Source organism: Alitiscatomonas sp., assembly GCF_037242085.1.
Lineage (GTDB): Bacteria > Bacillota > Clostridia > Lachnospirales > Lachnospiraceae > Alitiscatomonas > Alitiscatomonas aceti.
On sequence record NZ_JAXXBR010000108.1, the window covers coordinates 1 to 24,607 of the forward strand.

Here is a 24,607-nt window from a genome sequence, read left to right on the forward strand (position 1 = left end):
TCTGGTTTTCGCGTTCACCGCGAAAATCCAGGCGCTCAAATCTCCCGGAGGGGTACCATGTCCGGAGGACATGGTATAATGATGCTGGCAGGCCAGAAGGCCAGAATCGAAGATCATAAATAAAGAACCACAGGAGGTAACCCATGAAAAAAATAGGCGCCATCACCGTCGGCCAGACGCCGCGCACAGATCTGATCCCTGAGATCGCTCCCATCCTCGGTGACTCCATCGAGATCATCCAGATGGGCGGACTGGACGGACTGACAAAGGAGGAGATCCAGACCATGACTCCGGCTCCCGGCGATCATGTGCTCGTATCCCGCTTAAAGGACGGAAGCTCCGTTTCCTTTGGAGAGTCCCATATCCTGCCAAGGCTTGAGGCCTGCATGGACCAGCTGAAAAAGGACCAGGTCTCCCTGATCCTCTTCCTCTGCACCGGAGAATTTCCCGACACATTCCAGGCAGACGTGCCGTTAATCTTCCCCAGTAAGATCCTGACATCCATCGTTTCTGCCATCCATCCGCACCGTCTGGCCGTCATTGCTCCAGTAAAAGAGCAGCTGCCCCAGATGCAGACCAAATGGGCAGGCTGCGCCGGTTCTGTCTATGGCCTGGCCGCCTCTCCCTATGATGGCATAGAGGCCGTGGCTGCGGCTGCCCGCAGCATCCCCTCCGACGCCGATCTCATCGTCCTGGACTGCATCGGCTATACCGTGGAAATGAAGGAACGGGTCCAGGCCCTCACCGGAAAATCCGTGCTTCTCCCGCGGACCCTGGCGGCTCGGGTGGTGAAGGAGCTGGCGTAGACTGGTTTTTGAATACAGAAAGCCGCCGACAGGGGGCAGGAGCGATCCATATCCATCACTCCTGCCCCCTGTTAAACCAGGTCTGTTTTCCTTTTCTCTTATCCCTTTAAAGCGCCAGACGCTCTTCTGTCTTCGGACAGTAATTCCTGGGCTTTCCGCGGTATACGATTCCCATGATCACACCCATTGCCAGTGACGGGATGACCCAGCCAAATCCATCTGTGAACAGCGGGATATAGGATAACACGTCATACAGTCCCGTGAAATTCGGAAATACTGCGATCACGCCGTCTAAGAATCCAAAAAATGTGGATGTATATACAGCCCCCTTGTAAATTCCATCATTGGGGATCCACTTATCCACAAAACCAAGCACTGTCAGAACGATCAGCGGCGGATATATGGTAAGGAAGATCGGGGTCACGTAATTAATGATATTGGTAACACCAAAGGTTCCTGCCACTGCGCAGAATACACAGATCCCGCGGATCAGCCACTTATAGGAGATCTGGACGCCAAACTTTGTACGGCATAAGTCCACAAAGAATGCAGCGGCAGAGGCAGCCAGAGTCACAGAGGTGGTAAGGCAGGCCAGGGCAACTACGATCCCAAGGCCGACCTGACCGGTCTTTCCAAAAATATTTAATGCAATACCGGATAACAGTGCCGTCCTGGATATATCAGCCGGATATAAGGATCCGCCAGTGGCTCCAATATAGGTGAGCGCCACATAGATCGCTGACATTACGACAATACAGACGATACCGGCCATAAATACGCCTTTTTTCAGATCAGCGCCTATGTATCCCTTCTCTTCCAGTGCATAGATAAAAACATGCGCCAGCATTAAGGTCGTGGTCAGATCTCCAACCTTGTATCCCTCCAGGATCGAGGAGACAAACGGTTTTGCAAGCACAGGATCCGCGATCTCACCGATCGGCGTGATGATTCCCTTCACAAGGATGATGCCGATGATAACTACCAGCGCCGGTGTCAGATATTTTCCAACCTTGTCGATGACTGACTCCCTTTCTCTTGCAAAATAATACGTCACAGCAAAGAAGATCGTCACTGTAACCCAGATCGGGCAATTAGGGAAAATGCTCTGTACGCCCACTTCATGGGTTGTGGCTCCTACACGGGGAAGTGTGGATCCCACGCATACGAGAAGCACTGAACAGCACGTAAGGATCGTATAAAAATTCGGAGATACATGGTAGGTCAGGAATTTGGCATGATCCCCCACACAGTTTACCGCCCATGTTCCTAGAACCGGAAGAACGATTCCCGAAAGAAGGAGCCCCAGGGTCGCCGGAACCCAGTCTGTTCCCGCCGTCAATCCCAGGATCGGCGGAAAAACAAGGTTTCCTGCTCCAAAGATCGTTGCAAATAAAGCCAGGCCGACGATCCCGGCATCCAGTAATAAATTACCCTTTTTCATAAACATAAACCCTCCTGTCCTTTATTCTGCGCTGTAACACAGTTCTCCGCCAATATAGGTCTTCAGTACGCGGATCTTCGGGATCTCTTCCTCCACACAGGTAAAGTAGTCCTTATCCGTCACCACGAAATCTGCCAGCTTCCCGCATTCCAGAGACCCCAGTTCCTTCTCTTTAAACATACTGTACGCCGCTGTCGTTGTATACGCCCTAAGGGCCTGGAGCCTGGTAAGGGCCTCTTTATAAGGCTTTTCCTCAAATGTATTGGTCCCGCGCTCACTGAGCCGCGTTACAGCCGTATGCATGGATTCAAAGGGGTTCATGGTAGAGCACGGAGAATCCGAACCGTTGGTCACGATCACGCCTTTTTCCACCACAGTGCGCCAGATGTAAAGGCGTTTTAACAGTGCGTCCGGAAGGATCCCAGGAATCACATCCATATCCAGGGATAACTGGAGGAACTGGGTGGAGAAAATGATCCCATAGCTCACGATCCTTGCCAGATCCTCATCCGACGGCAGATGGCAGTGCTCAATGCAGAACCTCCGGTCCTTATGCAGGCTGTCTGCAAAAGCGGTCTCATAGCAGTCCAGGATCTGCTTGATGGATACGTCCCCGATGCTGTGGATACTGATCTGGACATTCTTTTCGTCTGCCCGCTTAAACAGCCGGATCATTTCTTCATCCGTAAGGATCCCAAAACCGCGCTTTCCCGGCTGGTCTCTGTAATCCCTGGATATCCATGCACTTCTTGCTCCAAATGCGCCGTCTCCGAACAGCTTTATGCTGCGGAGCGTGAACTTTCCATGGCAGAGATCAATGTGCAGGCCATCCTTAAAGCAATCGTCAAAATATTCATCCTGTCCGGCGAGGGCCTCATAATAACGGATCTTAAGTTCTTCCTTCTCAAACAATTCCTTTTCAAGCGCCACTGCGCTGCGTCCGCAGTCGGTGCTGGATGCCGTGACAAGGCCCGCTCCTTTATTCATCACAGCGGTGATGCCGAACCGGAGGGCTTCTTCCTCTGCCATTTTGAAATGAGAGACTGTATCCTCCCTGGTATCCTCCGGCAGTACACCTTCGATCGACTTGCACCCGCCGTCAATGAGAACCCCCAGAAGCTTTCCTTCTTCATTGACCGGGTATTCCTTGGGATCCAGCTTGCTCACTTCATCCAGATGAAATCCAGCCAGCTCCAGCGCCAGGCTGTTGCACCAGAACGCATGACCACAGCAGCGGGTCAGCTTGACCGGATGATCCGGGCACACCGCATCCAGTTCTTCCTTTGTCGGGAATTTTCCATCCCAGCTGTCCTGGTTCCATCCCATGCCTGTGATCCATTTTCCCTTTTCCAGGCTCTGGGCTCTCATCCTTACCTCTTCCAGAAGCTCTTCCTTTCCTTTTCCTGCCGCATCGATGGATACCATGATCGCGCCCGTCATATCCATATGCACATGGCAGTCGCACATTCCAGGCAGCACCGGACAGCCCTTCAGATCCTCCAGCTCCTGGTCCGGAGCCATCTCCTCCATCAGCTCTTTTGTTGTCCCCAGCCTGACGATCCGTCCGTCCTCTACGGCCATGGCCTCGTAAACAGTATTGTCTGGATCCATGGTATAGATCCTTCCATTTACATAAAGCGTACTCTTTTTCATTCTCCCTCTCCTCTCGTTTTTATTTCCCCGGCTTACTGTAACAGTCTTGATACCATACATATAAAGCAACTTCCATGCCAAACAAAAAAAACCTTACATTTACCATTTTTTCGCTCAAAATAGACAAATTTTTACTCCTGTCATTGACTTTTTTGTGATATATGTATAATATATTTGATATCTACTGTATAAATATTTTTACAAGCGAAGGCAGACAGCCATGGAATCATATTTCCGGGAGGGTTTTTCATGCTTGAGAACTATATTGACCAGATCATCACCATGGGCACTCTGGCGGATTCTGTTACGATCATTGACGATCAGCAGATCATCCGCCACTTCCAGCCCTTCAATCCAGATATAGTCCCCTTTACTGCTTCAGATGTGGTCGGAACGCATTTCCGTTCAACGTTTCTGGATGTGGATCCTGCGGACAGCGGAGTGCTGAGGGCTCTCCATGGAGAATCTACTATCAGCAGGGCATATACCCACCTGCTGTTCAATGGTCAGCGATCCAGCGGCATTGAATCGATCTTCCCGATCCGTATGGGGGATTCGATCATCGGCTCCATCAGTGTAAGCCGCTTTTTAAGCAGTCCCAACCGCTTCCTTGATGTGAAGGACGATCCGTCCGTCTCTCCAGACCTGGCAGCGATCCCGGATATGATCGGCAATTCTCCCGCCATGCAGACTCTGAAAAGACAGATCCTCCGGGTTGCCCGTACCGACGCAAATGTTCTGATCTGCGGGGAAACAGGGACAGGAAAGGAGCTGGTGGCCCATGCGGTCCACACGGCCAGTCCCAGGTGTAAACGTCTTTTCTACCCGCAGAACTGTGCGGCCATCCCCTCATCTCTTCTGGAAAGCTCCTTTTTTGGTTCAGAAAAAGGGGCATACACAGGCTCCGTACACTCCAAAGGGATCCTGGAGCAGGCCGATGGAGGCACCGTTTTTCTGGATGAGATCAACTCCCTCGATCCGGCCGTCCAGGGAAAGATCCTGCGGGCCCTGGAGACCAAAAAGCTCCGCCGTCTGGGAGGCACCAGGGAGATCCAGAGTGATTTCCGTATTGTTTCAGCCATGAACGAGGACCCCTTCGCCTGCATGAGATCCGGGAAAATACGCAATGACCTGTTTTTCCGCCTGAGCACAGTGATCCTGGAGGTCCCCCCGCTCCGCCAGCGCCGGGACGATATCCCCCTGCTGGCTGAATATTTTTTAAAAAAATTCTGTCCCCAGGGTCCCGGCAAAACACTGTCCCAGGACACTGCCGCCCTGTTATCCGGCTACCACTGGCCCGGCAATGTCCGCGAGCTGAAAAATGCCATTGAGTACGCCTGTATTTTTGCAGAGTCCTCTGAGATCACTCCAAAAGATCTTCCCAGCTATATCACCCGTACTGCTCCCGCAGACAGCGCCGGATGTACCGCTGGCCCGGCCCCATCCTCTGCCAGTCTTAAAACTCTGATGGAGCAGTATGAAGCAGATCTCTTAAGCCGGCGCATGGCTGCCTGCTGCAACCGCTCCCGCCTGGCCCGGGAACTGGGCATCACCCGTCAGACCCTTTTAAACAAGCTTTCCAAATATGGACTCTTATAGAAAAAACACCGGCTCCGCTCCCTTTAAAAGGGCTTGCGGAGCCGGTGTTTTCCAGTTCACTGCTTCTTCAATTTTCTCTACTTCCCAGCCTCCGCATAAAAGCATGCCGCCTTATGTCCGCCAAAGTCCCGCATTTCCGGCCGGGACTTTCCGCACTCCTCCGTGGCCATGGGACAGCGCCCCTTGAAGGGACAGCCCGCCGGGGGATTGATGGGCGTGGGCAGCTCGCCCTCCAGCTTGATCCGGGACCGGGACTTGGCCACGTCAGGATCCGGAATGGGAATTGCCGACAGAAGGGCCTTTGTATACGGATGGATCGGATGCTCGTATACCTGGTCCGCCGGCCCCTCCTCCACCAGATGGCCCAGATACATGACGCCGATCCGATGGGAAATATAGTTGACCATGCTCAGATCATGGGCCACGAACAGGTAGGAGATCCCCAGCTCGTCCTGGATCTCCTTTAAGAGATTGATGATCTGGGCCTGGATGGAAACGTCCAGAGCCGAAATGGGCTCGTCACAGATGATGAATCTGGGATTCAGGGCCAGGGTCCTGGCAATGGAGATCCTCTGCCTCTGGCCTCCGGAAAACTCGTGGGGATACCGGCGGATATGGTCCGGCTTTAAGCCCACGGTTTTTAAAAGCTCCGCAGCCCGGTCCTCCCGGTCCTTGGAGGAATCTAAGATCCCGTGGATCTCCATGGGCTCTTTAATGATCTCGCCCACGGTCATTCTGGGATTTAAGGACGCGTAGGGATCCTGGAAGATCATCTGCACCTCTTTCCGGAAGTGCTTTTCCTCCTCCTTCCCCAGCCTTGCGATATCCTGGCCCTTATAAAGGACCTTCCCTCCGGTAGCCGGGTAGATCTTTACCAAGGTGCGGCCCAGAGTGGACTTTCCGCAGCCCGATTCTCCTACCAGGCCGTAGGTCTCTCCCCCGCCCACATAAAAGCTCACATCGTCCACAGCCTTTACGATCTGCTTCGGGGAAAACAGGCCCTTGGTCACGTCAAAATGCGTCTTTAAATGGTCAACCTGAAGAAGCGGGGCCTTCTCTCCTGCCGCTTCCTTTCTGATCTCTGCATCAGCCATGGTTCTCCCCCTTTCTCCTGTTGGCCTCCTCCAGCCAGCAGGCGCACTGGTGGGTGGCGGAATATGTGGTCACCTCCGGCATGTAGAGCTTACATACCTTCATGGCCTCCGGGCACCGGTCCACAAAGGGACATCCGGCCGGCGGCTTTAAAAGATCCGGCGGAGAGCCAGCAATGGGCTTCAGCTTCTCCTTCTTTTCCGGATTGTGGACACACTGTAAAAGTCCCCTGGTATAGGGGTGCTTCGGATCGTAGAAGATCTCCCGGTCGCTGCCGGATTCCACGATCTTTCCTCCGTACATAATAAGGATCCGGTCACAGAGGCTGGCCACCACGCCCAGATCGTGGGTGATCATGATCACCGAGGAATTCATTTTTTCCTTCATATCCCGGATCAGATCCAGCACCTGGGCCTGGATGGTCACGTCCAGGGCCGTGGTGGGCTCGTCGGCAATGATGAGCTTCGGATTGTTGGCCAGGGCGATGGCAATGATGATCCTCTGGCGCATGCCGCCGGAAAATTCATGGGGATACTGGTTCAGCCGCTTTTCCGGAGACGGGATCCCCACCTGCCCCATAAGCTCAATGGCACGGGCACGGGCTTCGGCGTCCGTCACCTTCTGGTGGTTTTTAATGACCTCTGTGATCTGCTTTCCGATCTTCACCACAGGATTTAAAAAGGTCATGGGATCCTGGAAGATCATGGCCATCTGATTGCCGCGGATCTGATCCATGGCCGCCTCATAGGCCTTATGGTCCGGGAAGGCGCTTTCTGTGATCTCCTGTCCATTTAAGGAAACGCTGCCGCCAGTGATGAAGCCGTTTCCGGCCAGAAGGCCCATGACCGAATACATGGTCACGCTCTTTCCGCTTCCGGATTCACCTACAATGCCCACGGCCTCCGATTCTCCCACAGAGAAGCTGATGTCCCGCACCGCATGGACCGTACCCTGGTCGGTATGAAAGTCCACACACAAATTTTTTACGTCCAATAATGCCATGGTACACCTCCTAACGGTTCTTGGGATCCAGCGCTTCTCCCACGCCGTCGCCGATAAAGTTTAAGGAAAGCACGGTGAGACAGATGGCAAGCACCGGCCACACGATCTGTAAGGGATAGCTCTGGATCACCGATCTGGCCTCGCTGGCCAGGGTTCCCCAGCTGGCCTGGGGCAGGGAGATGCCGATTCCGATGAAGGCCAGGAAGGACTCGGTGAAAATGGCCTCCGGCACCATTAAGGTGGTGGAAACGATGATGGGGCCCATACAGTTGATGATCAGATGCTTAAACAGGATCCGGAGCTTTCCGGCGCCGATGACATAGGCCGCCAGGGCAAACTCCTGCTGCTTTAAGGTCTGCACCTGGGTACGCACCTGCCTGGCCATTCCGATCCAGGAGGATACGCAGATGCCTAAAAGCACAGAGCCGATGTTGGAGCCGAATACCATCATGATAAGGATCACGTAGAGCATGGACGGGATGGAATAAATACAGTCGATGATCCGCATCATGACCATGTCCACCTTTCCTCCCACAAAGCCGGAGATGCCGCCGTATACCACACCGATGATCAGGTTTAAAAATGCAGCCACAAAGCCCACAGCCAGGCTGATCCTGGCTCCGAACATCAGGCGTACCAGGATATCCCGGCCCAGCTTATCGGTCCCCAGAAGGTGGGACGCCGACGGAAGGGCGTTGCGCAGGTCCAGATCCTGGGCGTCATATGTATAAGGGGATACCATGGGTACAAAAATGGCCAGAAGGATCATGATGGATAAAAATACCAGACCTCCCAGGGCCAGCTTATTCTTTTTAAAGCACCGCCAGGCGTCCTGCAGATAGGTCTTGCTCTCCATGGCGATAAATTCCGTATTCTTCTCGCTGTCGTCCAGTTTTTCAAACATGGAATCGTCCAGGAGTACCTTTGTCTCTTCCATTTTACCGCCTCCTATCTGCCAAGCTTGATCCGCGGGTCGATCATCGCGTTGGCTATGTCTGTGATGATGTTTGCAATAATAATGAACGCTCCGTAAAGGATCGTCAGGGCCATGATCATGGTATAGTCACGGTTGGTGATGCTGGTGACGAACTCCGCGCCGATGCCGGGAATGGAATACAGGCTCTCAATAACGAAGCTGCCCGTAAGCAGGGTGGCGATCATGGGGCCCGCATAGGTGATCACCGGGAGCATGGCATTTTTTAAACCATGGCGCAGGATCACCAGCTTTTCCGGCGTACCCTTGGACCGGGCCAGAACCATGTAGTCCTGCTTCATTACCTCACGCAGGCTGGAGCGCACCAGCCTGGCGATCATGGAGATGGGGGCAAAGGACATACCCACGGCCGGAAGGATATAGTGGAGGGGGCTGTCCAGGCCCACAAAGGGAAGCCACTGGAGCACCACGCCGAACAGAAGGAGCAGCAGCACCGACAGCAGGAAGCCAGGCATACTGACCCCCGCCGTGGCGATGACCAGTACCAGGTTCGCCAGCCATTTTTTCTTCGTAAACGCCGCCACGGTCCCCAGAAAGATCCCCGTTACCATGGCAAAGGTGATGCTGACCGCACCCAGGCGCATGGTATAGGGAAGGCCGTTTTTAATGATCTTATCGATGCTCTTTCCCTTTCTGTAAATGGATACGCCGAAATCGCCCTTGGCGGCATTTTTTAAATACATCACGTACTGCTCAGACACAGGCTTATCCAGGCCGTATTTTTCATAGAGCCGCTCCTTCACCTTGGCCGGAAGCTTGCTGGTCTCTCCGGCAAAGGGAGAGCCGGGGATCACATGCATCAGGAAAAAGGTGACAGTGGCCAGAAGAAACAGGGTGAAAGCGCCCACTGCCAGGCGCTTTGCAATATACTTTAACATTCGCTTTTTTCTCCTTTAAGATACAGATCAAACCAGTCGTTCATCTCCTTCAGACGGCGCATCCGGTGCAGAGGCTTTCCGCTTCTGGAGAGCTCATGGTTCTCTCCCTCGAACAGCACGGCCTTCGAGGGTACTCCGTGATATTTGATGGCCGCGAACATCTGCATTCCCTCTGACAGGGGGCAGTTATAATCCTTTAAGGAATGGATGAACATGGTCGGCGTCTTTACCCGGTCTGCGTAAGCCACCGGAGAGCGCTCCCACAGCTCCTTGGGAGCCGTCCACGGCGTCTTTCCTCCGTTTTCATTGACGTCAAAGGAAAATCCGATCTCGCTGCAGCCAAAATCACTGAGCCAGTTGGAGAAGCTCCTCTGGCTTACAGCAGCCGCGAACCGGTCCGTGTGGCCGATGATCCAGTTGGTCATCCAGCCGCCGTAGCTGCCGCCGGTGACACCGATCCGGGCCGTATCGATGGCCGGATACTGTTCACATACGTGATCCACAAACTCCATGAAATCCTGGAAGTCGATGGTGCCATATTTTTCTCTCAGGTCCGCGAACTCGTCGCCGCGGCCGTCGCCGCCCCTGGGGTTGCAGAGCATGACGAAATATCCATTGTTGGCGAATACCTGCATCTCATGGAACATGGTATTTCCAAAGGCCACTCTGGGGCCGCCGTGCATATCCAGGATCGCCGGATACTTCTTTGAGGGATCGTAATCCTTGGGAAGGATCACCCAGCCGTCGATGTCCACGCCGTCGGAATCCGTAAAGCCCGCCGGATGGAGCTCACCCACATACCGGTCCTTTAAGGCCGCACCGTTAAGGTCAGAGATCTGGCGGTATGTATTGGAGGCAGAATCATAGAGGTAGATCTCCTGGAGCTTTCCGGGCGTTCTTCCCACCATGGCGAAACCGCCCTCCACCTGGCAGAAGCAGTCCACGGAGCCGTCAAAATCCACTGCCGCGGAAACACAGCCGTCCTTTGCAGAAAGCACTGGTCCCCTGGTGCGGGCGCAGGAGGTAAAATACGGAACTCCTTCCTTCACCAGGAATTTTTTTCCTCCTCCCAGGGATATATCCCCAGTGGGAACAGAGCCCACGGAATTGCCGTGCTTTGCAAAAAGCGCTGCTTTTCCGTTTTCCCATACATAAAGATCCGGATACTGGCCGCTGCCGTATTTGTCCATGGTGCTTCCGGCAAAGAACACCTTCAAGTCCCGGCCCTCTCCGCAGCAGCCGAAAAGACCGATGTGCATGTCCCCGTCCTTCACGTATTCCGTAGTGGTCTTTGTCCGGCAGTCGTAGCCGTACATGCCGTTCTTCATGGGCAGCACCTGGTCGTAGGAAACGCCGGTGTACACAATAGTCTCCCCGGAAAGCTCAAAGCCGCTTACGGCAAACAGGGGAGCTGTCACCCGCTCACAGACTCCTTCTTCTTCCTGGTAAGTAAACAGGGTATTTCTGAATCTGGACACAAAATATGCGCCGTTCTCCCAGTAGGGAAGCTCCTCGATGATGTGGTAGTCCTGGTATTCCTTCAGGCCGTCCTCATCCTCCGGCTTATTGAGGTCCACCGTGGCGGAAAATACGTAGGAGCCGTCGGCCATTTTTTTCATGTCATTGACGGAATATGGGATCTCAAAGGCCCGTTCTGCCTCTCCTCCCTTTAAGGAAAGGCGGTAGAACACGGTCTTTTCCTTTCCGTCCTTTGCCTTGTCCTCGTGTTTTCTCACTGAGGAGAACAAAAGCGTATTCTCGCTGTCAAATAAAAGATGGGATTCCGCGCCAAAGGAAGTCAGTTTCCTGACTTCCCCTGTGCAAAAATCCGCGATATATGCCCATGAATCATAGCTGTTCTTTTCCTTATTGGCCTGCTTTACCAGGAAAGCCGCCTTTTTCCCCGACGGGGATGCCACGATCCCCGACAGAAACTTATAATCCAGTAAATCGCTGATTTTTAACTTTTCCATGACCGTTTTTTAAGTCCTCCTATTCAAAATATCCGTAAGAGTAAATCGGAACATCGCCCGGCGTCATATAAACGCCCTTCAGGTTCTCTTTCTTTAATGCCGGCTCGTTGAAATCAAATAACGGGATCACATATACCTGCTCCTCCACCAGATACGTTTCGATCTCATGGAGCTTGTTCATATATTCAGTCCTGTCAACGATCTTTGTCACGTCTGTCATCATCTGGTCATAGGTATCGTCTGCCACGGCCGCTACCGGCTGCATGGCCTGGGTCCACTGGTTTAAGAACTCGGACGGATCGTTGGTGCACATAAGCCCATAACGGGACATATCAAAGTCGCCCTGGTCGATCTGGTCATAAAATACGCCGGACTCCACCACATCCAGCTCCACATTGATGCCCACAGCCTTCCACATCTGCTCTAACATCTGGGCCACATCGGCGTGGATGGAGTTATTGGAATACTTATACTTTAAGGTCAGCGGATTGGATTCGTCGTAGCCTGCCTCCTTTAAAAGCTCCTTGGCCTTTTCCGGATCGTACTGCTGATACAGCTGCTTCGCATCTCCCTCCTCACGGAAGTCACCTTCGGCTCCCTTCATGCCATGGGGTACATAGCCGTACAGAGGAGTATAAAAATCGCCGGCATTGATGGCCTTCACGATCTCATCCCGGTTAATGGAAATAGCCAGGGCGCGGCGCACATTCACATCCTTTAATGCCTCCGGTCCCTTTTCCCCGGAGTTTAAGTCGATGGAGTATACCGACTGCTGGGGACGGTTCCACAGCTCATTCTGATTTTCATAGGTGGAAACGATGGAGGCGCTGATGGCCAGGGCCGCATCCAGATCGCCGGTCTTGAAGGCTGCCGCCTGGGCGTCCATGTCGGGCATTACCTGGAAGGTGATCTCATCCACCGTCACATTCTCTGCATCGTAGAAGCTTTCATTTTTTGTAAGGACCACCTTCTCATTCTCATTGCAGTAGTCCAGCACATAGGCGCCAGTCACCGGGTATCCCGGCTCCACAGCCCACTCAGAAAATCCGGCCTCTGCCACATCCTCTCTTAAAGGAAGGAAGCCGCCGCCGCATAAAAGGCCTGTGAAGAATGCACAGGGTGTTTTTAAATGATACACCACTGTTGTATCATCCAGAGCCTCCACACCGGCAAAGGAGAAGGTCTCCAGATCCACCTCTGTATCTGCCAGATACTCTTCTGCGCCTTCCAGATAGCGGACCATCTTATCTGTAACGAAGCCGTTTTCTGCACCGTAGGTCAGGTTCCTGTTGATCCCAAAAACAAAATCGTGGGCTGTAATGGGCTCACCATCGCTCCATACCAGGCCGTCCTTTAATTTGATGGTATAGGTAAGGCCGTCCTCGCTGACCTCCGGCTCTCCGGCCGCCAGATCCGGCACCACGCTGCCGTCCTCTAATTTTTTGTACAGGCCGGCATACATATGGGCCAGGGCAAAACGATTGACTGTCTCCGTGGAAAGGCCCGGATCCAGGGTCGTAAACTGCTGGCCGACGCCGACGGTAATGGAAACCGGCTCGCCGTCTCCCTTTTCTGCCGCAGAGGAATCTGCCTCTTTGGATGTTTCTTTCGATGTTTCTTTGGATGTCTCTCCGGACTGGGAGCTTCCGGAATCACCGGAGCCGCTGTTTCCGCATCCGGCCAGAAAACTCATACACATGGAAGCCGCAAGAACGGCTGAAAGGACCTTCTTTTTCATATCTGCTCTCCTCCTTATGTCACTGTCTGAATGTTTATGCATGCTATTATACGACTATATGAATAAAAATGCAAGCACATTTTATAAATATAATAGCCCCGGAACAGTCTTTTCTGCATTTTCCTGCATAACTGACTGTTCCGGGGCTTAAAATATACGAATTATTCCTGGATCTGGATCCCCCTGGGACCTACATGAGTCGCAAATACGATCTGGGTACTGGTCTTTCCAAATTTCTGAAGCTGTCCCAGAAAGGTATCCAGCTTCATGGTACTTTCAAAGGCTGCTTTCATGATCACCGAATATTCACCGGTCACACTGCTGCATTCCAGTATATTCGGTATGGACTCTGCATATTTGTAAAATTTATTCTTGTCCTCCGGCTGGACGTTCAGATTGATGTACGCCAGGATATGGTATCCCATCCGGATAGGGCTCACCTTTGCCTCATAGCCCAGGATGATCCCGTCGTTCTCCATCCGCTCGATCCTGGCGGATACTGCCGGAGAGGATAAAAATGTTTTTTCTGCAATGGTCTTTAAGGAAAGCCGTCCATTCTGCTGCAGAAGCTTCAGGATCTCCTTATCTACACGGTCGATCATACGTTATTCTCCTTTAAACCGATCTCGCCATGGTACACCTCCACGGCCGGACCAGTCATATAGACCCGGTCGTTCTCCCGGTCCCAGCGGATATTTAAAACGCCTCCCAGAAGCTCCACATCCACCTGGCTTCCGGTCTTTCCGTTTAAGGCGCAGGCCACAGCCACGGCGCAGGCTCCGGTGCCGCAGGCCAGGGTCTCTCCCGAGCCCCGCTCCCAGACCCGCATGATCACATGGCCCTCATCCACTACCTGGACGAACTCTGTGTTGGTCCTTCCCGGAAAGCGCTCATGGGACTCAAAGGCCGGTCCGATCTCCTTCAGATCCATCTCCTTCACTCCGTCCATGAACACCACTGCGTGGGGATTTCCCATGGAAACTCCTGTAAACGCATATTCCTTTCCCAGGACCGTGATGGCCTCCCCGATCTCTGAGGTCTGCTCCGGACGGCCCATATCCACGGTCACCGTCTCCACTTTTCCGTCTCTGACATGAAGGCTTAAATGGCGGATCCCCGCCAGAGTTTCCACGTCGATCTCTGTTTTATCCACAATGCCATGATCGTAAACGTACTTCCCCACACAGCGGATGCCGTTGCCGCACATGGTCCCCTGGGAACCGTCCAGATTATACATATCCATCTGGCAGTCTGCCTTCTCTGACGGCTTTATGAGGATCAGTCCGTCAGAGCCGATCCCGAAATTCCGGCTGCTGACGAACCTGGCCGTCTCCTCCGGACGTTCCACAGTCTCTTCAAAGCAGTTTACATAGACATAGTCGTTTCCCAGTCCCTGCATTTTTGTAAATTTCATTTTTCTACTCTCCGATATGCTCCATCCCCTGGGCGAGGATTGTTTCTATGTGGCTGTCTGCCAGGGAATAAAGAACGCTCCGGCCATCCCTGCGGAATTTTACCAGACGCATCTGCTTCAGGATCCGGAGCTGGTGGGAGATCGCCGACTGGCCCATATTTAAAAGGCTGGCAATGTCGCAGACGCACAGCTCCGACTGGCTTAAGGCATAAAGGATCCGGATCCTGGTGGAGTCCCCGAACACACGGAAAAATTCCGCCAGCTGCTGGAGCTCGTCTCCCTGGGGCATCACGTCCATGACCTGCTTTACCACCTGCTCATGGACGTGGATAAAATCACAGTGGGGGGCTATTTTTTCGTCCTCTTTTCTTCCCATTCTCTTCCCTCTTTTAGCGGACCAGAAGCTTACTGATCTCGAACTGCTCCTCTGAGATATCCTTTGTCATGTTCAGCGCTTCCTGGATATCGTAATCCACAAACCGGCCGCCTCTGTACGCTACGATCCGGTTGCTCTTTCCTTCCCATAAAAGCTCCGCCGCCTTGGCTCCCATAATGGAGGCGTAGACACGATCCTTACAGGTAGGGGTGCCGCCCCGCTGGATGTGGCCGATGATGGTGGCCCGGGTCTCGATCCCTGTGGCCGCCTCGATCCGTCTTGCCATGGACGTGGAGTGGCCGATCCCCTCGGCGTTGATGATGATGTGGTGCTTTTTTCCGCGCTTTCTGTTTTCAATAATACGATTGATCAGATACTGCTCATTGCCGTCATACCGCTCCGGCAGCAGGATATCCTCGGCTCCGTTGGCGATCCCGCACCACAGGGCAATGTATCCCGCACGGCGGCCCATTACCTCGATGATGCTGCACCGCTCGTGGGAGGTGGACGTATCCCTTACCTTATCAATAGCCTCCATGGCCGTGTTGACGGCTGTATCAAAACCGATGGTATAATCGGTACATGCGATGTCAAGGTCAATGGTTCCCGGAAGTCCGATGGTATTGATCCCCAGGGCAGAAAGCTTTCCCGCTCCCCGGAAGGAACCATCGCCGCCGATGACAACGACTCCGTCGATGCCGTGCTTTCTGCAGATCTCTGCACCCATCTTCTGGCCTTCCTCCGTCTGGAACTCTTCACAACGTGCTGTATAAAGGATCGTGCCTCCCCGGTTGATGGTATCGGCAACGCTGACGCTGTCCATATCCACGATCTCTTCCTGGAGAAGTCCCGCATATCCTCTCATGATGCCCTTTACCTTGAGGCCTTTATTGATGGCCGTCCTTACGACTGCACGGATCGCCGCGTTCATTCCGGGCGCGTCGCCGCCGCTTGTCAGTACGCCGATGGTCTTAACCTCTTTTTTTGCCATATGTTCATTCCTCCAAATTACCTGCATGCTCATTGATGCCTAATCCCTAGTTTAATCTATTTTATCCCGCTTTTCAATGGTTTTTTGCACAACTTTGACATTTTTTTCACCAAGTAAAGTGTACAGTTCCTCCAAAAGCCTTCCCTGGGCGTCGATGGCCCAGCTGGAGGACAGCCGTCTGAGCTTTCTCTCCTTCTTCAGATACATGACCACCCGGTCCTTCCCCTCGGATTCCCGGAGGACCGCCATGACGCTGTCCACGGTCCTTTCATAAAACTCCTGGTCCTCAAACTGGAGCCACAGCTCGTTGGGAATGGCGGAAAACGGGATCACTTCCTCACATACCAGCTTTCCCACCGGATCGTCTCCAATGGAAGCCCGGCCCCGTAAAAAGACCTTTGAATCCTCCGTCAGATACTGCTTGTTTTTCTCATAGATCTTCGGAAAGACCAGGGCCTCCACGGTCCCCACCATGTCCTCCAGGGACACAAAGGCCATCAGCTGGCTGGTGCGGGTGGTCTTTACCTTTTTGGCCGTGATCATGCCTCCCACCACCACAATGGAATTGTCCTCCACCACCGTATGGCCGTCCTCATCCACGATGAAATCTGAGGTCCGGGCCGTCACGTTCTTCTGCCACAGTTCCTGGTATGCCTCCATGGGATGGCCGCTGACGTAGATCCCCAGGGTCTCCTTTTCAAAGGCCAGGAGTGTCTCCTTATCAAATTCCCCCACATCCGGGAAGGACACCTGGAAATTGCCTTTGTCTTCCTCCGGCGCAATATCGAAGAAGCTCATCTGCCCCTCCATCACTGTCTTTTTCTCCCGTGCCTTGTTTTCCAGGAGCTCCGATGAAACGTACAGCTTCTGCTTCCTGGTGCCTGGAAGGGAATCCAGGGCACCGGATTTTATGAAGCTCTCCAGGGTCCTCTTATTGACCTCCCGGTTGGACATCCTGGATACAAAATCCTCCAGGGTGGGAAACGGCCCGCCCGCCTCCCGCTCGGAAATGATCACCTCCACCACAGCCCGTCCCACGCTCTTAATGGCCGAAAGCCCGTAGCGGATGCTGTTCCCGGAAACGGAAAAGCCGCTCACGCCCTCGTTGATATCCGGGGGCAGGATCCCGATCCCCATGTTCCGGCAGGCCAGGATATATTCTGACACCTTTGTGACATTATCCATGATGGAGGTCATAAGGGCGGCCATGAATTCCCTGGGATAGTAGTATTTTAAATAGGCCGTCTGATAGGCCACCACGGCGTAGGCCGCCGCATGGGACTTATTGAAGGCGTATTTGGCGAAATCCGTCATGTCGTCAAAGATCTGGTTGGCCGTCTTTTCATCGATGCCGTTGGCCGCACAGCCCTTTACTCCCTCTTCCTCGTTGCCGTAAACGAAATTCTTCCGCTCCCTGGCCATGACGTCCGCCTTTTTCTTGGACATGGCACGGCGCACCAGGTCGCTCCTTCCCAGGGTATACCCGGCCAGGTCCCGGACGATCTGCATGACCTGCTCCTGGTACACGATACAGCCGTAGGTGGGCTTTAAGATATGCTCCAGCTGGGGGCAGGTATAGGTGATGGCCGCCGGATCGTTCTTTCCCTTTAAATATTTGGGGATGAAATCCATGGGGCCCGGACGGTACAGAGAGATCCCGGCGATAATGTCCTCCAGGCTCTCCGGCTTCAGTTCCTTCATGAAGCTCTTCATTCCGCCGCTCTCCAGCTGGAACACGCCGTCGTCCTTTCCCGTTCCGATGGACTCCATGACCTTTTTATCATTGAAATCAATGTGATCCAGATCCAGCTTTACGCCGTGGTCCTTCTGGATCATGGCCACGGCATCCTGGAGCACGGTCAGGGTCCTGAGCCCCAGGAAGTCCATTTTCAAAAGTCCTAGCTCCTCCAGTGTGGTCATTGTAAACTGGGTGGTGATGGTGCCGTCGGAGCCCCGGGACAGGGGCACGTATTCATCGATGTTCGTCCGGCTGATGACCACTCCGGCCGCATGCATGGACGTATGCCTGGGAAGCCCCTCCAGCCGTCTGGACATGTCGATGAGCTTATGGACCTGCTCATCGGTATCGTAAAGGGCCTTGAGCTCCGGATTTTTCTTTAAGGCCAGGTCCAGGGTGATGTTTAACTCCGCCGGGACCATTTTGGAGACCTGGTCGCAGAGGCTGTACGGCAGGTCCATGACCCTTCCCACGTCCCGGATCACGCCCCGGGCTGCCAGGGTACCAAAGGTGACGATCTGGGCCACCTGGTCTTTTCCGTATTTCTCCACCACGTAGTCGATGACCTCCTGGCGGCGTTCATAGCAGAAATCCACGTCGATATCCGGCATGGACACCCGCTCCGGGTTCAGGAACCGCTCGAACAGAAGCTGGTAGCGGATGGGATCGATGTTGGTGATCTTTAAGCAGTAGGAAACGATGCTGCCGGCTGCGGAGCCGCGGCCAGGGCCCACGGCGATCCCATGGGATCTGGCAAAGTTTATGAAATCCCATACAATAAGGAAGTAATCCACATAGCCCATGCGCTTTATGACGCCCAGCTCATATTCCAGCCGCTCCTTTAAGGTCCCGTCGTCCTCCGGATACCGCTCCTTAAAGCCTTCGCTGCACAGATGGTTTAAATAGCCCCAGGAATCGTAGCCCTCCGGCACCTCATAGCGCGGCAGCTTTGTGACGCCGAATTCGATCTCCACATTACAGCGCTCTGCGATCTTTGCCGTATTGTCAATGGCCTCGGGGATGTAGGAAAACAGCTCCCGCATCTCCTCCTCGGATTTCACATAATACTGGCCGCCCTCATACCGCATCCGGTTTTCATCGGCCACCTTTTTTCCCGTCTGGATACATAACAGGATATCGTGGGCCTCCCAGTCCTCGGCATTGATATAGTGGCAGTCGTTGGTGGCTGCCAGAGGGATATCCAGCTCTCTGGAAAGGCGGATGACCCCCTGGTTCACCTGGCGCTGCATGGGGATCCCGTGATCCTGGAGCTCCAGGAAATAATTTCCCCGTCCAAAGATCTCCTGGTATTTTAAGACGGCCTCCTTCGCCTCCTCGTAAAGCCCCCGCGCCAGGAACCTGGGCACCTCTCCGGCCAGACAGGCGCTTAAGGCGATGATCCCCTTATGGTACGTCTTAAGTACCTCCATATCCACCCGGGGCTTATAATAAAAGCCGTCCACATATCCCTTGGAAACGATCTTCATCAGATTCTGGTAGCCTTCGTTATTTTCCGCCAGAAGCACCAGATGGTAATACCGGTCCTCGCCATGGACGTTTTCCCGGTCAAACCTGGAGCCAGGGGCCACGTAGACCTCACAGCCTAAAATGGGCTTGATCCCCGCCTCCCTGGCTGCCCGGTAAAAATCAATGACGCCGTACATGGCCCCGTGGTCGGTGATGGCCATGCTGTCCATTCCCAGCTCCTTTGCCCTGACCGCCAGCTCTTTTATTTTACTGGAACCGTCCAGGAGACTGTACTCCGTATGGACGTGTAAGTGTGTAAAAGCCATCTGCTGCCTCCTCCGTTAAAAAGAGGCTGTTTCCTATGGGAAAACAGCCTCCTGGACTTAATTATTGCTCAGATATTTCTCAATATCGTTGATCGCCTTTTCTTCATCTGCTCCGTCAGCCGTAACGACCACCTGTTCACCAACCGGAAGGTCCAGTGTCATCATCCCCATGATGCTTTTGGCATTGACTTTTTTATTGTCGCTCTGAACATAAATCCTGCTTTCATAGCTGCTCGCAAGCTGAACCAGCATTGCAATCGGACGTGCCTCCAGACCGGAAGCCAATTCAATAGTAACGGTCCGTTTTGTCATAACAATCCTCCTCATAACACATGGACAGCAAACCTCACTGTCCAGCTCCCTGCTCCTCCCTCAGGCGTTCTGCCAGTTCGCAGAGCTTTCTCAGCCGGTGGTTGACCCCCGACTTTCCAACAGGCGGTTCCAGGTCTTCACCCAGTTCTTTCAGCGTCGCTTCTGGCTTTTCAAGCCGCGCCCTGGCGATCTGCGCCAGCCCTGGCGGCAGGCTCTCAAACCCGGCCGTATCCCGAATGAAAACAATATCGTTGATCTGCTTCACCGCAGCGGACACCGTTTTGTTGATGTTGGCCGTCTCACAGTTTACCTGGCGGTTGACATTTCCTCTCATCTCCTTCAGGATCCGGATATTTTCCAGCTCCATAAGTGACAGGTGGGCTTCCATCACATTCAGCATGTCGACGATCTGACTTCCCTCTTTAATATATGCCACATAGTACCGTTTCCGCATGACAATTTTTGCCTCTATGTCAAAAGTCGCCATAATGGACTGGATCTGCCGGGCCTTGGGCTCCGTGGCACAGACGATCTCAAAGTGATAAAACTTTTCCGGATCGCTGATGGAGCCGGACGCCAGGAAGGCACCTCTTAAAAACGCGCGGCGGCAGCATGGATTCTGTACCACCACGTTTCCAACCACCGACAGGTTTTCTCCGATCTCCCCGTCTTCGGAAAGCAGCTTTGTGGCCTTCAATACCCGGAGCGCATCCTCGTGCTGTTTTACACAAACGGAATAGACCCGGTTCTTTCCCAGGTGCGCATTCCGGCGTATCGATATGTCAGCTTCTATATTAAATGTTTTTTTCAATAAAGTAAAGCACTTTCTTGCAACTGTTACATTTTCCGTATGGATCTTGATGGTATACCGGTCGTCCCCCGATATCTGGATCCCTCCGCAAAGGCTCAGGATCGCCGCGATCTCTGCGATCTGACAGTGCCTGGCAGGACTCATCTGCCGGGACAGCTCCTCCTTGATTCTGGCAGAAAATGACATCTATCTCACTCCATCCACATCTGCATCCCGGTGCTCCATGCGCACCTCGTACCGTTCCGCCTCTTTCAGGCGCTTAAATACCTCATGGGCAATGGCCACAGACCGGTGCTTCCCTCCGGTGCAGCCCACGGCGATCACTAACTGGTTCTTCCCCTCCTGCTCATACCTGGGGATCAGGAAGCGGAGAAGGTCCATGAGCTTTTCTAAAAATTCTGCGGCCGTACCGCCCTGCATCACGTAGTCCCGCACCGGCTCCTCCATCCCCGTATGGAACCGCAGCTCCTCCACATAATAGGGGTTTGGCAGAAACCGCACGTCAAATACCAGGTCCGCGTCCGACGGGATCCCATATTTAAAGCCAAAGCTCAGGACTGTGATAAACAGGCTGCTCTTTTCCCGGTCCCTGGAAAAGAGCGTCCGGATCTCCTTTTTCAGCTCCTTTGTAAGGAGCTTGCTGGTATCCAGCACATAGTCGGCCTCGTCCTTTAAAAAGGCCAGCTTCTCCCTCTCCAGGCTGATGCCCTTTTCCACCCGGCCGGACCGGGACAGGGGATGGCTCCTCCTGGTCTCCTTATAGCGTTTTATGAGCACCTGGTCGCTGGACTCTAAAAACAGGATCTCAAAGGGATAGGAATTCTCCCGCCATTTATTGATGATGGTCTGCAGCTGGGGCAGCTCCCGCCCGCTGCGTATGTCGATGCCCAGGGCGATATCACTGGCGTTGTTCTCGTCCCTTAAGGTCAGCTCTGCAAATTTCTCTATGAGCAGGATGGGCAGGTTATCCACACAGTAGAACCCCATATCCTCAAAAAATTTCAGAGCCGTCGATTTGCCCGCGCCCGACATGCCTGTAACAATGATCAGTCTCACGGCCGTTTCCTCCTAAAATCCGCCCAGGAGCTTTACCTCCAGCTCCAGCTCCACTCCGGACTGCTCCTGCACCCGTCTTTTTACCTCCATGCAGAGTCCGTAGATCTCCGACGCCGTGGCCCCGTTCTGGTTGATGACAAAGCCCGCGTGCTTTTCTGACACGGCGGCTCCCCCCAGCGTAAAGCCCTTAAGACCGGCTTCCTGGATCAGCTGGCCCGCAAAATGGCCCTGGGGTCTTTTAAAGGTGCTTCCGGCGCTGGGATATTCCAGCGGCTGCTTTTCCCTGCGCTTTGCGGAAAGCTCGTCCATCCGGGCCTTTATGGCCTCTGGCTCTCCGCGCTTTAAGGCGTATTCTGCCTCCAGCACCACATAGCCGTTTCCCGGGATACAGCTGGTACGGTAGCCCAGCTCCAGCTCCTCTGCCGGGATCCTCTTTATCTGGCCCTCCGGCGTCAGCACCGTGGCGGACAGAAGCACATCCTTTGTTTCCGATCCATAGGCCCCGGCGTTCATGACACAGGCTCCTCCCACGGTCCCAGGGATCCCGGCGGCAAATTCTAACCCTGTAAGGCCGCATTTTAAGGCCAGACTGGCAGCTTTTGAAAGCAGAACGCCGGAGCCGGCCCGCAGGATCTCCCCCTCGGTCTCCAGCCGGTCAAACCGGCTGGTGCTGATGATGAGGCCCGGATACCCCTGGTCGCTGACCAGAAGGTTGCTCCCGTTTCCCACGATGTACCAGGGCAGTCCGGCCTTTTGGAAGAGGGAGACCAGGGCCCCCAGCTCCTCTGCCGTTTCCGGCTCCGCATACCAGGCGGCCGGTCCCCCGGCCCGGAACGAGGTATGCATCTTCATTGGTTCATTGATCCTTATTTCCATGAAACCTCCTGTCAGCTCTTTCTGGCCAGGTTCGCCTGGACCCGGTTATAAAGCTCTTTGGCCGCATTGTAGCCCATTTTTTTCTGGCGGTAGTTGACAGCCGCCGACTCCACGATCACTGCCAGGTTTCTTCCCGGACGGATGGGGATGTCGTGGCAGATCACCTTATTGCCCAGGAACTCCGTATACTGGTCTTCCATGCCCAGACGGTCGTATTCCTTGCTCTTATCCCACTCCTCCAGACGGATCACCATGTTGATGGACTGGGTATCCTTGACGCTCTCCACGCCGAAGAGGGTCTTCACGTCAATGATCCCGATGCCGCGGAGCTCAATGAAATATTTGGTGATATCGGGAGCGGAGCCCACCAGGGTCTCGTCGCTCACCTTCCGGATCTCCACCACGTCGTCGCTCACCAGCCGGTGGCCCCTTTTGATGAGCTCCAGGGCCGCCTCGCTCTTTCCGATGCCGCTTTCCCCCGTAATGAGAACGCCCTCACCAAACACGTCCACCAGAACGCCGTGGATGCTGATGCAGGGAGCCAGCTTGGCCTTTAACCAACGGGTCACCTCCGCCATCACGTCCGAGGTGGGCTTTGCAGAGGACAGGCAGGGAACGCCGTAATGGCAGCAGAGCGCCAGCACGTCCTCACCCGGCTCCTGGCCGCGGCAGAATACGATACATGGGATCTTGCTGGACAAAAGCTTGTCATACATGGCCTTGCGCCGCTCTGTGGTAAGGCCGGAAAGATAAGCCAGCTCCACATTTCCCAGCATCTGGACCCTCTCGTTATCGAAATGATCGTAAAAGCCCGTCAGCTGCAGGGCCGGACGGTTCACGTCCGGATGGGATAAAACGATCTTGTCGGCATCGATCTCCGGCGTAAGATTTCTGAAATCCATTTTTTTTATCAGTTCCGTAATAGTAACCCCGTACATATTATTCTCCTTCCTGGCGATTCATTCCCGGGCTTTCCGGACCGGATCCCTTTCCTTCCAGCTCCCCGTGGAAAAATCCATATACACTTTCTGCTGCCCGCCGGTTCATCCCCTCAGTGGAGGAAAGCTCCTCCAGGCTGGCGTCCCGGATGGCCTCCAGGGATTTAAACCGGCGCATCAGCGCCTTTCTCCTGGCTGGCCCGATGCCCTCAATATCATCCAGGACCGAGCGGACCTGGCCCTGGCTCCGGAGGCTCCTGTGGTATTCGATGGCAAACCGGTGGGCCTCGTCCTGGATCCTGGTGATCAGCTTAAAGCCCTCGCTGTACCGGTCAATGGGGATCTCCACATTCTGGTAATAGAGGCCCCGGGTCCTGTGGTTATCGTCCTTGACCATGCCGCAGACCGGGATGGAGAGCCCCAGACGCTCCAGGACCTTCAGGGCCACGTTTACCTGGCCCCTTCCGCCGTCCATCATGATCAGATCCGGGAAGCGTGTGAAGCTCCCGAACCGTTCCATATTTCCCGGCTCCCCGTCCGCCGTCTCCATGGCCATAAGCTCTTCCCGCTCCGAAAGACCGTGCTCAAACCGTCTGGTGAGCACCTCCTCCATGGAGGCGTAGTCGTTGGGCCCCTGGACCGTTTTGATCTTAAATTTGCGGTAATCGTTGCGCCTGGGCCTTCCGTCCTCATAGACTACCATGGAGCCCACCGACTCAAAGCCGCTGATATTGGAAATATCGAAGGCCTCGATCCGCTTCACTCCGGAAAGCCCCAGCCATTCTCCCACCTGGTTTATGGCTCCTATGGTCTTAAGCTCTTCCCTTTTGATCTTTTCCTTATCCTGGGACAGGACAAGAAGGGCGTTTTTGGCCGCCAGCTCCACCAGCCGTTCCTTCTGCCCCTTTTTGGGGATCACAAATTTTACGTTCTGGCCCCGGCGCTTTGTAAGCCACTGGCCCACCAGCCCCATTTCCTCAAATTCCTGCTGGACCCAGACCTCCCTGGGGATAAACGGCGTTCCGGCGTAAAACTGCTTTATGAAGCTGCCGATGATCTGGCTGTCGTCTCCGGCCGTGGAGGCCGAAACGTGGAAATGCTCCCGGCCAATGAGCTTTCCGTAGAT

At 54.1% G+C, this 24,607-nt stretch carries 21 protein-coding genes; 2 read left to right on the top strand and 19 right to left on the bottom strand.

Annotated features, from left to right (window positions below):
* Positions 1 to 143 precede the first annotated feature (143 nt).
* The gene (locus tag WIH05_RS11350) at positions 144 to 806 is read left to right on the top strand and encodes an AroM family protein (RefSeq protein WP_022273386.1); all 663 of its coding nucleotides are present in this window, start codon (positions 144 to 146) and stop codon (positions 804 to 806) included.
* Between the two features lie 106 nt (positions 807 to 912).
* Here the strand turns inward: WIH05_RS11350 and WIH05_RS11355 are convergent, their stop codons facing one another.
* Together WIH05_RS11355 and WIH05_RS11360 are read right to left on the bottom strand one after the other, a co-directional pair.
* Positions 913 to 2,247 carry a branched-chain amino acid transport system II carrier protein gene (locus WIH05_RS11355; protein WP_337425402.1) on the bottom strand — a complete coding sequence of 445 codons (1,335 nt, stop codon included), beginning with the start codon at positions 2,245 to 2,247 and terminating at the stop codon, positions 913 to 915.
* Between the two features lie 21 nt (positions 2,248 to 2,268).
* Positions 2,269 to 3,900: an amidohydrolase gene (locus WIH05_RS11360; RefSeq protein WP_022273385.1), complete on the bottom strand. Its 1,632-nt coding sequence runs from the start codon at positions 3,898 to 3,900 to the stop codon at positions 2,269 to 2,271.
* Positions 3,901 to 4,149: 249 nt separating this feature from the next.
* Here WIH05_RS11360 and WIH05_RS11365 point away from each other — a divergent pair, with 249 nt between their 5' ends.
* Positions 4,150 to 5,499 (top strand): sigma 54-interacting transcriptional regulator, encoded by a 1,350-nt coding sequence (locus WIH05_RS11365; protein ID WP_022273384.1) that lies wholly within the window; start codon positions 4,150 to 4,152, stop codon positions 5,497 to 5,499.
* A gap of 77 nt (positions 5,500 to 5,576) precedes the next feature.
* Here WIH05_RS11365 and WIH05_RS11370 read toward each other — a convergent pair whose 3' ends face one another.
* The 17 genes from WIH05_RS11370 to WIH05_RS11450 all read right to left on the bottom strand — a co-directional run.
* A complete protein-coding gene (locus WIH05_RS11370) occupies positions 5,577 to 6,593 on the bottom strand; it encodes a dipeptide ABC transporter ATP-binding protein (RefSeq protein ID WP_022273383.1) in 1,017 nt (338 codons plus the stop codon).
* Positions 6,586 to 7,593 (bottom strand): ABC transporter ATP-binding protein, encoded by a 1,008-nt coding sequence (locus tag WIH05_RS11375; RefSeq protein ID WP_022273382.1) that lies wholly within the window; start codon positions 7,591 to 7,593, stop codon positions 6,586 to 6,588. Before WIH05_RS11375 ends, WIH05_RS11370 begins: the two co-directional genes overlap by 8 nt.
* A 10-nt stretch (positions 7,594 to 7,603) precedes the next feature.
* Positions 7,604 to 8,530: an ABC transporter permease gene (locus tag WIH05_RS11380; protein WP_022273381.1), complete on the bottom strand. Its 927-nt coding sequence runs from the start codon at positions 8,528 to 8,530 to the stop codon at positions 7,604 to 7,606.
* Between the two features lie 11 nt (positions 8,531 to 8,541).
* A complete protein-coding gene (locus tag WIH05_RS11385) occupies positions 8,542 to 9,465 on the bottom strand; it encodes an ABC transporter permease (RefSeq protein WP_337425403.1) in 924 nt (307 codons plus the stop codon).
* A complete protein-coding gene (locus WIH05_RS11390) occupies positions 9,459 to 11,438 on the bottom strand; it encodes a S9 family peptidase (RefSeq protein WP_022273379.1) in 1,980 nt (659 codons plus the stop codon). Before WIH05_RS11390 ends, WIH05_RS11385 begins: the two co-directional genes overlap by 7 nt.
* Positions 11,439 to 11,457: 19 nt before the next feature.
* Complete coding sequence (locus tag WIH05_RS11395) at positions 11,458 to 13,176, bottom strand: peptide ABC transporter substrate-binding protein (protein ID WP_022273378.1); 1,719 nt, start codon at positions 13,174 to 13,176, stop codon at positions 11,458 to 11,460.
* A 161-nt stretch (positions 13,177 to 13,337) separates the two neighbouring features.
* Positions 13,338 to 13,775 (bottom strand): Lrp/AsnC family transcriptional regulator, encoded by a 438-nt coding sequence (locus tag WIH05_RS11400; protein ID WP_158358591.1) that lies wholly within the window; start codon positions 13,773 to 13,775, stop codon positions 13,338 to 13,340.
* Entirely contained in the window at positions 13,775 to 14,590 is an 816-nt protein-coding gene (dapF, locus tag WIH05_RS11405) for a diaminopimelate epimerase (protein WP_022273376.1), read from the bottom strand. The genes WIH05_RS11400 and dapF overlap by 1 nt, the downstream gene beginning before the upstream one ends.
* Positions 14,591 to 14,594: 4 nt before the next feature.
* On the bottom strand, positions 14,595 to 14,966 hold the full coding sequence (locus WIH05_RS11410) for a metalloregulator ArsR/SmtB family transcription factor (protein WP_022273375.1): 372 nt from the start codon (positions 14,964 to 14,966) through the stop codon (positions 14,595 to 14,597).
* Between the two features lie 13 nt (positions 14,967 to 14,979).
* The gene (gene pfkA, locus WIH05_RS11415; protein WP_022273374.1) at positions 14,980 to 15,957 is read right to left on the bottom strand and encodes a 6-phosphofructokinase; all 978 of its coding nucleotides are present in this window, start codon (positions 15,955 to 15,957) and stop codon (positions 14,980 to 14,982) included.
* A gap of 51 nt (positions 15,958 to 16,008) precedes the next feature.
* Entirely contained in the window at positions 16,009 to 19,488 is a 3,480-nt protein-coding gene (locus WIH05_RS11420) for a DNA polymerase III subunit alpha (RefSeq protein WP_022273373.1), read from the bottom strand.
* 57 nt (positions 19,489 to 19,545) lie between these two features.
* Positions 19,546 to 19,800 (bottom strand): HPr family phosphocarrier protein, encoded by a 255-nt coding sequence (locus tag WIH05_RS11425; RefSeq protein ID WP_022273372.1) that lies wholly within the window; start codon positions 19,798 to 19,800, stop codon positions 19,546 to 19,548.
* Between the two features lie 34 nt (positions 19,801 to 19,834).
* Positions 19,835 to 20,797, bottom strand: coding sequence for a DNA-binding protein WhiA (gene whiA, locus WIH05_RS11430; RefSeq protein ID WP_022273371.1), 963 nt, complete (start codon positions 20,795 to 20,797; stop codon positions 19,835 to 19,837).
* The gene (gene rapZ / locus WIH05_RS11435; protein ID WP_022273370.1) at positions 20,798 to 21,667 is read right to left on the bottom strand and encodes an RNase adapter RapZ; all 870 of its coding nucleotides are present in this window, start codon (positions 21,665 to 21,667) and stop codon (positions 20,798 to 20,800) included.
* Positions 21,668 to 21,679: 12 nt separating this feature from the next.
* On the bottom strand, positions 21,680 to 22,543 hold the full coding sequence (murB, locus tag WIH05_RS11440; protein ID WP_337425404.1) for a UDP-N-acetylmuramate dehydrogenase: 864 nt from the start codon (positions 22,541 to 22,543) through the stop codon (positions 21,680 to 21,682).
* Between the two features lie 11 nt (positions 22,544 to 22,554).
* Positions 22,555 to 23,481, bottom strand: coding sequence for an HPr(Ser) kinase/phosphatase (gene hprK / locus WIH05_RS11445; RefSeq protein ID WP_022273368.1), 927 nt, complete (start codon positions 23,479 to 23,481; stop codon positions 22,555 to 22,557).
* Position 23,482: 1 nt separating this feature from the next.
* The coding region (locus WIH05_RS11450; protein WP_337425405.1) for an excinuclease ABC subunit UvrC at positions 23,483 to 24,607 on the bottom strand (1,125 nt) is incomplete at its 5' end.

Excerpts from the sequence above, each read along its gene's own strand:
- dapF (WP_022273376.1), bottom strand. The coding sequence starts at position 14,590 with ATGAAATTTACAAAAATGCAGGGACTGGGAAACGACTATGTCTATGTA.
- WIH05_RS11425 (WP_022273372.1), bottom strand. The coding sequence starts at position 19,800 with ATGACAAAACGGACCGTTACTATTGAATTGGCTTCCGGTCTGGAGGCA.
- WIH05_RS11385 (WP_337425403.1), bottom strand. The coding sequence starts at position 9,465 with ATGTTAAAGTATATTGCAAAGCGCCTGGCAGTGGGCGCTTTCACCCTG.
- whiA (WP_022273371.1), bottom strand. The coding sequence starts at position 20,797 with ATGTCATTTTCTGCCAGAATCAAGGAGGAGCTGTCCCGGCAGATGAGT.
- WIH05_RS11355 (WP_337425402.1), bottom strand. The coding sequence starts at position 2,247 with ATGAAAAAGGGTAATTTATTACTGGATGCCGGGATCGTCGGCCTGGCT.
- WIH05_RS11390 (WP_022273379.1), bottom strand. The coding sequence starts at position 11,438 with ATGGAAAAGTTAAAAATCAGCGATTTACTGGATTATAAGTTTCTGTCG.
- murB (WP_337425404.1), bottom strand. The coding sequence starts at position 22,543 with ATGGAAATAAGGATCAATGAACCAATGAAGATGCATACCTCGTTCCGG.
- pfkA (WP_022273374.1), bottom strand. The coding sequence starts at position 15,957 with ATGGCAAAAAAAGAGGTTAAGACCATCGGCGTACTGACAAGCGGCGGC.
- WIH05_RS11370 (WP_022273383.1), bottom strand. The coding sequence starts at position 6,593 with ATGGCTGATGCAGAGATCAGAAAGGAAGCGGCAGGAGAGAAGGCCCCG.
- WIH05_RS11395 (WP_022273378.1), bottom strand. The coding sequence starts at position 13,176 with ATGAAAAAGAAGGTCCTTTCAGCCGTTCTTGCGGCTTCCATGTGTATG.
- WIH05_RS11350 (WP_022273386.1), top strand. The coding sequence starts at position 144 with ATGAAAAAAATAGGCGCCATCACCGTCGGCCAGACGCCGCGCACAGAT.
- WIH05_RS11360 (WP_022273385.1), bottom strand. The coding sequence starts at position 3,900 with ATGAAAAAGAGTACGCTTTATGTAAATGGAAGGATCTATACCATGGAT.
- WIH05_RS11380 (WP_022273381.1), bottom strand. The coding sequence starts at position 8,530 with ATGGAAGAGACAAAGGTACTCCTGGACGATTCCATGTTTGAAAAACTG.
- WIH05_RS11410 (WP_022273375.1), bottom strand. The coding sequence starts at position 14,966 with ATGGGAAGAAAAGAGGACGAAAAAATAGCCCCCCACTGTGATTTTATC.
- WIH05_RS11420 (WP_022273373.1), bottom strand. The coding sequence starts at position 19,488 with ATGGCTTTTACACACTTACACGTCCATACGGAGTACAGTCTCCTGGAC.
- hprK (WP_022273368.1), bottom strand. The coding sequence starts at position 23,481 with ATGTACGGGGTTACTATTACGGAACTGATAAAAAAAATGGATTTCAGA.
- WIH05_RS11365 (WP_022273384.1), top strand. The coding sequence starts at position 4,150 with ATGCTTGAGAACTATATTGACCAGATCATCACCATGGGCACTCTGGCG.
- WIH05_RS11375 (WP_022273382.1), bottom strand. The coding sequence starts at position 7,593 with ATGGCATTATTGGACGTAAAAAATTTGTGTGTGGACTTTCATACCGAC.